General features: G+C 72.0%; 10 protein-coding genes and 2 pseudogenes. 9 read left to right on the plus strand and 3 right to left on the minus strand.

The features are described from left to right. The 5 genes and pseudogenes from ADK57_RS08635 to ADK57_RS08655 all read left to right on the plus strand — a co-directional run. Positions 1-484, plus strand: a 484-nt coding sequence (locus tag ADK57_RS08635; RefSeq protein WP_159050030.1) for a zinc-binding dehydrogenase, incomplete at its 5' end; no start/stop codon positions are given. A 13-nt stretch (positions 485-497) separates the two neighbouring features. Next, a pseudogene (locus tag ADK57_RS08640) lies at positions 498-758 on the plus strand (MFS transporter); the annotation flags it as partial. 236 nt (positions 759-994) lie between these two features. Then, a pseudogene (locus tag ADK57_RS08645) lies at positions 995-1642 on the plus strand (sensor histidine kinase); the annotation flags it as partial. Between the two features lie 19 nt (positions 1643-1661). Then, positions 1662-2324, plus strand: a complete 663-nt coding sequence (locus tag ADK57_RS08650; protein WP_053748780.1) for a response regulator — start codon at positions 1662-1664, stop codon at positions 2322-2324. Between the two features lie 174 nt (positions 2325-2498). Beyond that, positions 2499-3053: a tellurite resistance TerB family protein gene (locus ADK57_RS08655; RefSeq protein WP_078973019.1), complete on the plus strand. Its 555-nt coding sequence runs from the start codon at positions 2499-2501 to the stop codon at positions 3051-3053. Between the two features lie 87 nt (positions 3054-3140). Here the strand turns inward: ADK57_RS08655 and ADK57_RS08660 are convergent, their stop codons facing one another. From ADK57_RS08660 to ADK57_RS08670, 3 genes are read right to left on the minus strand one after another with little or no spacing between them, the layout of a single operon-like run. Further along, a complete protein-coding gene (locus ADK57_RS08660) occupies positions 3141-4133 on the minus strand; it encodes a TAXI family TRAP transporter solute-binding subunit (protein WP_053748787.1) in 993 nt (330 codons plus the stop codon). Positions 4134-4162: 29 nt separating this feature from the next. Next, positions 4163-5617, minus strand: coding sequence for a sensor histidine kinase (locus ADK57_RS08665; RefSeq protein ID WP_053748781.1), 1455 nt, complete (start codon positions 5615-5617; stop codon positions 4163-4165). An 11-nt stretch (positions 5618-5628) separates the two neighbouring features. Further along, the gene (locus ADK57_RS08670) at positions 5629-6297 is read right to left on the minus strand and encodes a response regulator transcription factor (protein ID WP_053748782.1); all 669 of its coding nucleotides are present in this window, start codon (positions 6295-6297) and stop codon (positions 5629-5631) included. 162 nt (positions 6298-6459) lie between these two features. On the opposite strand from ADK57_RS08670, the gene ADK57_RS08675 reads away from it, so the two are divergent. The 4 genes from ADK57_RS08675 to ADK57_RS49840 all read left to right on the plus strand — a co-directional run bounded on the left by ADK57_RS08675 (position 6460) and on the right by ADK57_RS49840 (position 10272). Then, positions 6460-7485, plus strand: coding sequence for an amidohydrolase family protein (locus tag ADK57_RS08675; RefSeq protein ID WP_053748783.1), 1026 nt, complete (start codon positions 6460-6462; stop codon positions 7483-7485). Between the two features lie 17 nt (positions 7486-7502). After that, complete coding sequence (locus ADK57_RS08680; RefSeq protein WP_053748784.1) at positions 7503-8423, plus strand: amidohydrolase family protein; 921 nt, start codon at positions 7503-7505, stop codon at positions 8421-8423. A gap of 95 nt (positions 8424-8518) precedes the next feature. Further along, a complete protein-coding gene (locus ADK57_RS08685) occupies positions 8519-9886 on the plus strand; it encodes an MFS transporter (protein WP_053748785.1) in 1368 nt (455 codons plus the stop codon). A 218-nt stretch (positions 9887-10104) separates the two neighbouring features. Continuing rightward, positions 10105-10272 (plus strand): hypothetical protein, encoded by a 168-nt coding sequence (locus tag ADK57_RS49840; RefSeq protein WP_159050031.1) that lies wholly within the window; start codon positions 10105-10107, stop codon positions 10270-10272. The last annotated feature ends 461 nt before the right edge of the window (positions 10273-10733 follow it).

Consider the following 10733-nt stretch of genomic DNA (forward strand, 5'->3'; position numbering starts at 1 on the left):
GGTCGTCGCCGACGTCATCCCCGAGCGCCTCGAAACGGCGCTGGCCGTCGGCGCGGACGCCGTCATCAACTCCGCCACCGAGAACGTCACCGAGCGCCTGACCCAGTTGCACGGGCAGGACGCCAACGCACTCGGCCAGCCCCGCGCCGGCACCGACATCTACATCGACGCCGCCGGTGCCCCCGCCGTCTTCCAGGCCGCCGTCGACTCCGCGAAGTGGAAGGCCAAGATGGTCATGGTCGCCGTGCAGAAGAAGGGCTCGGACATCGACCTCGGCGGCATGCTCCGCAGCGAGCTCACCCTCATCGCCTCCCAGGGCTACCCGACCGAGATCTTCGAGGTGACCCCGGAACTCGCGGAACACCACGAGCGCTTCGCCGAGCTGATCAGCCACCGCGTCCCGTTCTCCGAGGCCGGCCACGCCTTCGAGCTCACCTTGACCCCGGGCGCCGCGGAGAAGGTCGTCGTCACCTTCGACGAGTAGCCCGGCACGGCAGGAGACGCTGATGCGGTGCATTGGGACGTCGTTCGCCAGCGCCATCGCCGGCGTCATCCTGGCCCAGATGACCACCGACTTCGGCGGCCGCGCGCTGCCGTCCGAGAACGGCTTCAAGGTCGTGATGGCCATCGGCGCGGGTGCGGCCGTCCTCGCCTTCGTCGTCGCTTCGTTCCTCCCGCGCGAGGACACCGCCGCCCAGGAGGCGCCGGCCGCCGACGGCCCGGTGGACGCCGCGAAGGTCACCGAGGCCAACGTCTGAGACACCGCGAACACCGACTCCAAGCGGTCGCCGCCGGTGCCGAAGGGAACGAGATCGTGACCAGGACCGCCGTCCTCACCGGAGCCTCCTCGAACTCCGGAGCCGCCCAGCGCCGGTGGATCACGGCGACCGGCACGATCGCGCTGTTCGGGGCCCGGCTGCTGCCGGAGACGGTGCGGATCCGCCGGATCGCCGGGACCGACCGGAGGCGGTCGGGCCGGCAGACCGTGGGCCTGGTCGAGGAGCCGGCCGCCGTCCGGGCGGGAGCCGTCGCGGCGCACGGCGCCGAACTGCGCCGCATCGAACGGGACCTGCGCGACGGCACCCAGGCCCGGCTGGTGTCGCTGTCCCTGCGGATCGGCCTCGCACAACGGGCATGCGACCGCGATCCGGAGGCCGCGCACCGGCTGCTGGAGGACGCGCAGCACCAGGCCGAGGAGGCGCTGGCGGAACTGCGGCACATCGTGCACGGCATCCATCCGCCGATCCTCACCGACCGGGGGCTGGTGGGCGCGGTGCGGGCGCTCGCCGCGAACAGCGGACTCGACGTCACCACGCGCGTGGACGGCCTGGCGGACGGGACCGGGGACGGGCCGCCGGTTCCGGCCGCGGTCGAGGCGGCCACGTACTTCGTCGTGGCCGAGGCGCTGACGAACGCCGCCAGGCACAGCGGCTCCCGGCAGGCCTCGGTCCGGCTGGAGCGGGTCGGCACCCGGTTGCGGGCCGTCGTACGGGACGAGGGCCGGGGCGGCGTGGACGAGGCAGGCGGCTCGGGGCTGCCGGGGATGCGTCGCCGGGTCGCCGCGCTGGCCGGGACGGTGACGGTGACCAGCCCCGCCGGGGGCCCGACCGTGATCGAAGTGGAGCTGCCGTGCGCGTGGTGACCAGAACCGGGGAGTCGTCGTGAGAGTGGTGATCGCCGAGGACAACGCCCTGCTCCGGCAGGGTCTCGTCCTGTTGCTCAGCTCGGCCGGGCATGAGGTGGTGGGCGTCGTCGGTACCGGCCCGGAGGTCCTCCCCTCGCTCCTGGAACACCGCCCGGACGCGGCCGTGCTCGACGTGCGCATGCCGCCCGGTTTCCGCGACGAGGGGCTGCGTGCGGCGCTCGAAGCGCGGCAGCGGATCCCGGGGCTGCCGGTGCTGGTGCTCTCCCAGTACGTCGAGGAGTCGTACGCCGCGGAGCTGCTGGGCGGCGGCGCGAGCGGGGTCGGCTACCTGGTCAAGGACCGGGTGGGCCGGGTGGACGAGTTCCTCGAGGCGCTGGAGCGCGTCGCGGCCGGCGGAACGGCCCTCGACCCCGAGGTGGTGACCGAACTGCTCACCCGCCGCCGGGACTCGCCGCTGGACTCGCTGACCCCGCGCGAACGCGAGGTGCTGGCGCTCATGGCCGAGGGCCACGACAACGTGACGATCGCCAAGACCCTCGTCATCACGGAACGCTCGGTCAGCAAGCACATCGGCAACGTCTTCCTCAAGCTGAGGCTGCCACCGAGCGACAGCGGGCACCGCCGAGTGCTGGCCGTGCTGGCGTTCCTGAACAACTCCCAGGCGACCGAAGGCCGTTGAAACGGGCCCGGGCCGGCGCGTCACCAGGCCAGAGCGTCGGCCATGGCCGACTGCCGGTACGCGGCGCCGAGGCCGGTCATGGAACTTCGAGGCGCCGGGAGGAGTTGGCAGGAGGACGCGCGGAACGCACGCGGTCGACCGGAACGAACACGGGCTGAAGCCGAGGTGGCACGGATGGCGATGTGGGATCGGATCAAGGACCAGGCCAAGGGTCTGCAGCAGCAGGCGCAGGGGACGCGGGGCGCCGGCGGCGGACACGGGCGGCCGGGTTCAGGGTCCGCCGGGGGATCGCGGGCTCAGCTGGTGAACACCCTCAAGTCCCAGCTCACCTCCCTCAAGACGGAGCTGAAGAGCGGCGCCTACCGGGATGCCAGCATGGCCATGTGCGCCCTGGTCGCCGCCGCCGACGGGCATGTGGACCCGGCCGAGCGGCAGCACGTGGAGTCGTTGATCCTGCACAACGACGTCCTGCAGAACTTCCCGTCGGAGCAGCTGCGGCAGCGCTTCAACAAGCACGTCGACCAGCTGGCGCTCAACTTCCAGCAGGGCAAGGCCGAGGCTCTGCAGGAGATCGCCAAGACCGCGAAGAAGCCGACGGAGGCCAGGGCGGTCGTACAGACCGGCTTCGTCGTCGCGGGTGCGGACGGGTTCGTCGCGCCGGCCGAGGAGCAGATCCTGCGTGAGGCGTGCTCGGTACTCGGCCTGTCCACCCAGGAGTTCGGCATCTGACGACACGCACGGCGGTCGGCCGGGGGCGTCACCACCACGGCCGCCCCGGGCAGGCCCGCGCCGGTCGCCTCCCGCAGCGGCGGGTGCTCAGCCGTGCAGCGAGCGGTAGGCCGCGGCCGCCCCGGGGTGCAGGGCGATGCTGCCCGTCCCGATCAGGCTTGTGACGTCGAGGAACTGGGTGCCGACGGCGTTTTCGGGGACGAGCGCGGTGGCACGGAGGACCAGGAGGCGGGTGAGCGCGTCGGCGACGGTGCGGGAGAGGTCGGGGCGGCAGACCAGCAGGTTGGACACGCCGATGGTGGCGACGCCGCCCGCCGTCCGGTACGCGCCCTGCGGCAGGGACACCTCCTCCAGGCCCGAGCCGGCCCGGGCGTCGCGGTCACCGAGCCCGGGCAGCAGGCCGGCCAGCGGCAGGAAGCGCAGGCCGGGCCGGTCGTCGAGTTCGGACAGCACGGGCAGCGGTACGCCGCCCGCGACGAGCAGGGCGTCGACGGTGCCCGCCCGCATGGCGTCGGCCGCGGCGGCCAGCGGCAGATGGCGTACGGGGACGTCGGTGCCGGGCGAAAGCCCCGCGGCGTGCAGGATGCGTTCGCCGAGTACGGCCGCGCCCGATCCGGCCGCGCCGAGCGAGACGGTGTGTCCGGCCAGGTCGGACACGGCACGCACGGGCGAGTCGGCGCGTACGGCGAACTGGAGGTAGGTCTCGTACACCCTGCCGATCGCGCGCAGCGGCACCGGGCGCGGAAAGAGGGCGGTGCCCTGGGCGGCCCGTGCGGTGTCGGTGAGGACGAGTGCGAGGTCGGCGCGGTGGTCGCGCAGCAGCTCGATGTTGGTGACGCTGCCCGCGGTGGTGCGTACCCGGCAGTTCAGACCGGGATACTCCGCTTCGAGCTCGGCGGCGAGGAGACGGCCGAAGGCCACGTAGAACGCGGTCGGCTCCCCGGTCGCGAACCGCAGCACACCGCCCGGCCCCGGGCGCTGCCCGGAGGCATCTCCCGTGAGCGCCCCGCCCAGCACGGCGACGGCCGCCGTGCCGAGGGCGGCACGCAGCGCGGTGCGGCGGTCTACGGGGCCGGCCATGACGCGCCGACGCACGCCGGTACGGCGGTTCACCGCGCACCCCCGTCAAAACCGCCGACGGCACCCCCGTCGACACCGCCGGCGCTCCCGCCCCCGGCCCGCCCCCGCGGCACGACCGCCCTGACCCGCAGCCCCCGCGGCTTGCCCGCCCCCAGCTCCAGCCGGCCTCCCCGCCCCGCCAGCAACTGCTCGGCGATGGCCAGCCCCAGCCCCGTACCCGCTGTCCGGTCCTGTCGGCGCGAGCGCCAGAACCTCGTGGTGGCCAGGGCGAGTTCGTCCGCGTCCAGGCCCGGGCCGTCGTCCGTCACGGTGAGCACCGCGAGCGGGCCCTCGGTCGTGCAGCGGAGCGAGATCTCGGCGCCCGGACCCGCGTACTTGATGGCGTTGTCCAGGAGGATGTCCGTGATCTGGGCGAGTTCACGATCCGTGCAGCCGGCCGTGACCGGGTCCGGAGCGTTCTGCAGGGTGAGGCGGGCCCCGGCGCGGCGGGCGACCGGCTCCCACAGCCGGTACTGGGCGGCCGCGACCGCCGCCGCGTCGCAGTGGGCGTCCGCGTCGTCGGTCACCGTGAGTTCCCCGGCCCGGTGTTCCGCGGCGGCGAGCGCCAGCAGATCGTCGAGGAGGGTCTCCAGTCGGTCGAGCTCGGTGGTGACCCCGGTGTACGTGCGGTCGGCGGACGCGGGCAGGTGGGCGTGCAGGGCGTCGACGCGCAGCCGGAGCGCCGCCATGGGGTTGCGCATCTGGTGCGAGGTGTCGGCGACGAGCCTGCGCTGCTGTTCCAGGGCCGCCGTGACGGTACGCGCCATACGGTTGAAGCCGGTCGCGAGCTGGCGCAGTTCCGGTGGGCCGCCGGTCCGGGTCTGTTCGGGCGGCAGGCCCGCCGCGAGCTGGCCGACCGCACGGTCGAGGCGGCGCAACGGGCTGACCACCCAGCGCGTCGCCGCCCGGGCGAGGACCGTGCAGGCGATGGCGACCAGGGCCGTTCCGGCGATCACGGCGGCCCAGAGCCGGGTGATGTCCTCCGCCGCGGTCGCCACCGAGGCCCGCAGCACGACGGCCCCGGAGACCCGCGTCCCGGTGCCCGCCGGCTCGGCGAACATCCGGTGCCCGCTCGACCAGGGACGCAGCGCGCCCGTCGGATGCGCGGTCTGGTTGCGCAGGGCCGCGTCGAGCAGCCGGGCCACGACCGGATCGGCGGCCCGCATGCCGCCGGTCTCGACGACCGGGCTGCGGCGCGTGTCGGTGACGACGAGCGCTTCGCCGTACAGCTGTGTGTAGCGCCGCGCCTCGGCGGCCAGCGCGGAGGTGTCGCCGGTGGCCGCGGCCTGGTCCATGAGGGACGCGAAGCGGTCGAGATCGGCGCTGCGGGAGAGGACGAGCTGCTGGGTGCGGTCGGACGCGGTGTACAGCAGCAGCGGTACGGCGAACGCGGCCACCGCGAGTACGGCGAAGACCAGCAGCGCGGCCTGGACCCTGGTGCGCACGCGTCGGTTCCTCAGTTCCCGAGGTCCCCGAAGCGGTAGCCGAAGCCCCGGATCGTGGTGAGGAGCTCGGGGCGGCGCAGTTTGGCGCGCAGCTGGGTGAGGTGGACGTCGAGGGAGCGGGACACGGCGTGGTGGGCGTCGCCCCACACCTCGTCCAGGAGCCGCTCCCGGCTGACCGCGGTGCCCGACCTGCCGGCCAGCACGGCGAGGATGTCGAACTCCTTGGTGGTCAGCTCGACCTCCGCTCCGCCGACCCGGACCCGGCGCGCGTCGAGATCGACCTCGACGTCACCGGCACGGACCGTACGCACCGCGGGGACGCCCTTCGCCGCCGTACGCCGGGTGACGGTCTCGATCCGGGCGAGCAGCTCGGCGAGGCGTACCGGCTTGACGAGGTAGTCGTCGGCCCCGAGCCGCAGCCCGCGGACGACCGAACGCTCGTCGCCGCGCGCGGTGAGCACCACCACCGACAGATCGCTCACCGCCCGCACCGCGCGCAGCACGTCCAGACCGTCGATGTCGGGCAGGCCCAGATCGAGAAGCAGCAGGTCGGAGCTGCGGTGGTAGGTCATCACCTCGCTGCCGTACCGGACCCGCCTGGTGACATGACCATGGTCGTACAGCACCTCGACGAGCGCCGCGGCCACTCCGTCGTCGTCCTCGGCCAGCAGTATCTGCACCCTGCCCGCCTCCCTTCCGCCACTCCCCTGTCCGAATGTAGACCACACGAACCGGGGCCCCGCCGAAGTGTTAAGGGGAGGTTAGTTCTGTGTTCAGGTCTCTCGCCCGTCCGTGCGGGGCGGAGCCAAGGTGCGAGAGCGCCTACCGAGAAGGACACAGCAATGATCATCGACTGTCACGGTCACTACACGACCGCTCCGCCGGCCCTGGAGGCATGGCGCAACCGGCAGATCGCATCCCTCACCGACCCCTCGGCCGCCCCCTCCCGCGCGGATCTGCACATCGGCGACGACGAGCTGCGCGAGACCATCGAGTCGAACCAGCTGAGGCTGATGGACGAGCGCGGCATCGACGTGACGGTCTTCTCGCCCCGCGCGTCCTTCATGGCGCATCACATCGGGGACTTCGACACCTCCGCCGCGTGGGCGGCGATCTGCAACGAACTCTGCTACCGCGTCAGCGAGTTGTACCCGCAGCGCTTCGTGCCCGCAGCGATGCTCCCGCAGTCACCCGGCGTCGACCCCGCCGGCTGCATCCCGGAACTCACCCGCTGTGTGGAGGAGTTCGGCGCCGTCGCGCTGAACCTCAACCCCGACCCCTCGGGCGGGCACTGGACCGCCCCGCCGCTGACGGACCGCTCGTGGTACCCCGTCTACGAAAAGATGGTGGAGTACGACGTCCCGGCGATGATCCACGTCAGCACGAGCGTCAACCCCGCCTTCCACACCACCGGCGCGCACTACCTCAACGCCGACACCACGGCGTTCATGCAGCTGGTCCAGGGTGACCTGTTCGCCGACTTCCCGACCCTGCGCTTCGTCATCCCGCACGGCGGCGGAGCGGTGCCGTACCACTGGGGACGGTTCCGCGGGCTCGCGATGGCGCTCGGCAAGCCTCCCCTGGAGGAGCACGTCCTGGGCAACGTCTTCTTCGACACGTGCGTCTACCACCAGCCCGGCTCGGACCTCCTCTACGACGTCATCCCGGCCGCGAACATCCTCTTCGCCTCGGAGATGATCGGCGCCGTCCGCGACATCGACCCGTGCACCGGCCACCACTTCGACGACACCCGGCGCTATGCGGAGGCGGCCAAGCTGCCCGCGGACGACCTGGCGGCGGTCCAGGAGCACAACGCCCGTGCCGTGTACCCCCGTCTGGACGCGCTGCTGAAGCGCCAGGGGCGGTGAGCGACATGAGCGGACCCATGAGCGCCCTCTCCCCCAAGACCCCCGGCTGGCTGGACTGGTACCAGAACCCGTCCGAGCCGACGTTCCGGCTGCCCCCGGGCACCGTCGACGCCCACTGCCACGTCTTCGGTCCGCAGGCGGAGTTCCCCTTCGCGCCGGAGCGGAAGTACACGCCCTGCGACGGCGGCAAGGACGAACTGTTCGCGCTGCGCGACCGGTTGGGCGTCGCCCGCAACGTCATCGTGCAGGCCACCTGTCACGGCGCGGACAACACCGCCATGGTCGACGCCGTGCGGGCGGCCGACGGCAGGGCACGCGGCATCGCGACCGTCCGGCCGGACATCAGCGAGAGCGAGCTGCTCGACCTCGACGCGGCGGGCGTACGCGGAGTGCGTTTCAACTTCGTACGGCGACTGGTCGACGCCTCCCCCGCGGACGACCTGAGCACGATCGCGAAGAAGGTCGCCCCGCTGGGCTGGCACATCGTCCTCTACTTCGAGAGCGCCGACCTGCCCGAACTGGAGGGCTTCTTCGGCTCGTTGCCCACAACGCTGGTCGTGGACCACATGGGCCGGCCGGACGTGACCCAGCCGGTGGACGGGCCGCAGTTCACCCGGTTCCTGCGCTTCGTCGAGGACAACGACGTGTGGGTGAAGGTGACCTGTCCCGAACGCCTCAGCGTGGCCGGACCCGCCGCCCTCGACGGCGAGCAACGCGCCTACACGGACGTCGTCCCCTTCGGCCGCCGCGTCGTGCGGGAGTTCCCCGACCGGGTGCTGTGGGGCACCGACTGGCCGCACCCCAACCTCACCGACCACATGCCCGACGACGGTCTCCTCGTCGACCACGTCCCGCACGTCGCGGTCACCGCCGAGGAGCAGCGCAAGCTGCTCGTCGACAACCCCATGAGCCTCTACTGGCCCGGCGAAGACCGCTGAACTTCCCCCGTCCGCGTCCCCGTTCCCGTCCCCATCCGCGCTCCCATCCGCGCTCCCGTCCCCGTTCCCCTCCCCGACTTCGACAAGGGCCGCTCATGCAGAACTCCAACGCGTTGAACAGGCTGGACCGGCTTCCGGTCTCCCGGTTCCACAAAACCACGATGCTCGCCGTCGCCTTCGCCTACTTCTTCGAGTTCGCGGACATCAACAGCTTCGCCACCACCGCACCGAAACTGATCGACCTGTGGGGCATCACGGTCGACCAGGTCGCCTACGTCACCTCTTTGTCGTTCGTCGGCATGTTCATCGGAGCGATCGCCGCCGGGGGCATCGCCGACCGGTGGGGCCGCAAGCGTGCACTGCTGTGGACGACGCTGTTCTTCGGCCTCTCCTCGTTCGCGGCGGTGTTCTCCTGGGACCTCGTGTCCCTGGGCGTGTTCCGCGTCCTGACCTCGGCGGGCCTGTCGGCGATGACCGTCGTGGGCGTCGTCTACATCAACGAGATGTACCCGTCGGCGATCCGCGGCAAGTACCAGGCGTACGCCATCGTCATCGGCATCTGCGGCACGCCCGTCACCAACCTCATCGCCAGCGCGGTCGTACCGCTCAGCGACTGGTCGTGGCGGCTGGTCTACCTCTGGGGTTCCCTGGGCGTCCTGCTCGTCATGTTCACCCGGCACCTCAGGGAATCACCCCGCTGGCTCGAAAGCAGGGGCGAGCACGCCAAGGCGGACGCCGTCCTGCGGGAGATAGAGGCAAGCGTCGCCGCGGAGAAGGGCCCCCTGCCCGAGCCCGCGCCCCCCGTCACCGAAACGCCGTCGACCAGGGCTCCGCTGCGCCTGCTGCTGCAGAAGAAGTACCTGTTCCCGACGCTGCTGCTCACGGTGCTGTGGATGACGCAGACCATCGGCTTCTTCGGCTACTCGAGCTGGGCGCCCACCCTGCTGGCCAAGGAGGGCTTCAGCGTGGAGAAGTCCGTCTTCTACGTGGCGCTGACCACGGTCGGCGCACCACTCGGCTGCTATCTCGCGTCCCTGGTCACCGACCGGTTCGAGCGCAAGTGGTGCCTGGTCGCCTTCGGTTCGGTGATCGCGGTGTGCGGCCTGTTCTACGGGCTCACCTTCGACCCCGTCTTCATCATCGTGTTCGGCTTCCTGGTGAACCTCTTCGAGCGCGGCTACACGGCCCTCGCCTACGCCTACTCCCCCGAGCTCTTCGACACCCGGGGCCGCTCGCTGGGAACGAGCGTCTCCTACGGCCTCGGCCGGCTGTCGAACGCCGCCGGTCCGCTGATCGTCGCGGCGCTCTACAACGGCCACGGCTACCGGAGCGTCTTCTACTTCATCGCCGGCACCTGGATGATCGGCGCGATCGCCCTGGCCGTCTTCGGCCCCCTGACCCGCTCCGCGCGCCTCGCCGCCGAGACGGAGCGGAAGGGGCAGGGCGCGAGCGTCCCTGCCTGAGCCCGTCCCTGCCTGATGCCGTCGCGACGGCACCCGCGAGCATCACGAATACCAGCAGCAACTCAACCGGTCACGGAGTCCCGGGACTCCGTGGCCGGGCTTTTTTCCGGAGAAGGTTGCTTGACTTAAGTAAGTCGACTATGTTTGCCTAAGTCAAGCAACGAAGTGACCGGTCGTGAAGCCGGTCGCATCCACTTCCCCGCGCAGGAGCGTGCCCCATGCCGCACACCACCACCGCGGCGGCCGGAGCAGACCGTACCGGCCGACCGGCGACCGCCACCCCCGGGCTGACCCGTTCGCCGGGCACCGCCGGACTCGTCATGCCTCTCTGGCAGGCACTGGCCCATCCGCTGTCGACCGGCTCGACGAAGGGCGGTCGGCCGTGAGCACCTCCCTGACCTGCCTCTTCCTCGCCGCGGTCGCGGCAGGCGTGATGGCCCTCACTGCCGCCTGGCTCGGATGGGGCCACCGCACCACCTGACACGACCCAGCCGCCCCCGGCCCTCCCGGCCAGGGGCACCCGGACCGGGGCCGCCTTGAGCGGAGACGGCCCCGCCGCGCCGCCCCGTGGGGACGGGGAACGGCGCGGTCACCGGGCCCGGTCGCCGGAACACTCCCCCAGTCCGGCACCGGGTCCGGTGGCACCACCACACCGCGTCCGGGCGCACGCCCCACCCGTGCGCCCCACACGCCCCCTGCACCTCACACCCGCTCGCGCAGCCCCGGCACCCCCCTTGACTCCCACCTCGCCCCGATGGAGGCACTTGCCATGTCCGACGCCCTTGCCCGACCCCCCGTAGCGGGGACATCCGCCGCGCCGAGGTCGAACGCCGTCGTGGCGGTGCTG

This window comes from Streptomyces sp. MMG1533 (assembly GCF_001279775.1).
Taxonomy (GTDB): domain Bacteria; phylum Actinomycetota; class Actinomycetes; order Streptomycetales; family Streptomycetaceae; genus Streptomyces.

Excerpts from the sequence above, each read along its gene's own strand:
- ADK57_RS08675 (WP_053748783.1), top strand. The coding sequence starts at position 6,460 with ATGATCATCGACTGTCACGGTCACTACACGACCGCTCCGCCGGCCCTG.
- ADK57_RS08685 (WP_053748785.1), top strand. The coding sequence starts at position 8,519 with ATGCAGAACTCCAACGCGTTGAACAGGCTGGACCGGCTTCCGGTCTCC.
- ADK57_RS08660 (WP_053748787.1), bottom strand. The coding sequence starts at position 4,133 with ATGGCCGGCCCCGTAGACCGCCGCACCGCGCTGCGTGCCGCCCTCGGC.
- ADK57_RS49840 (WP_159050031.1), top strand. The coding sequence starts at position 10,105 with ATGCCGCACACCACCACCGCGGCGGCCGGAGCAGACCGTACCGGCCGA.
- ADK57_RS08680 (WP_053748784.1), top strand. The coding sequence starts at position 7,503 with ATGAGCGCCCTCTCCCCCAAGACCCCCGGCTGGCTGGACTGGTACCAG.
- ADK57_RS08655 (WP_078973019.1), top strand. The coding sequence starts at position 2,499 with ATGGCGATGTGGGATCGGATCAAGGACCAGGCCAAGGGTCTGCAGCAG.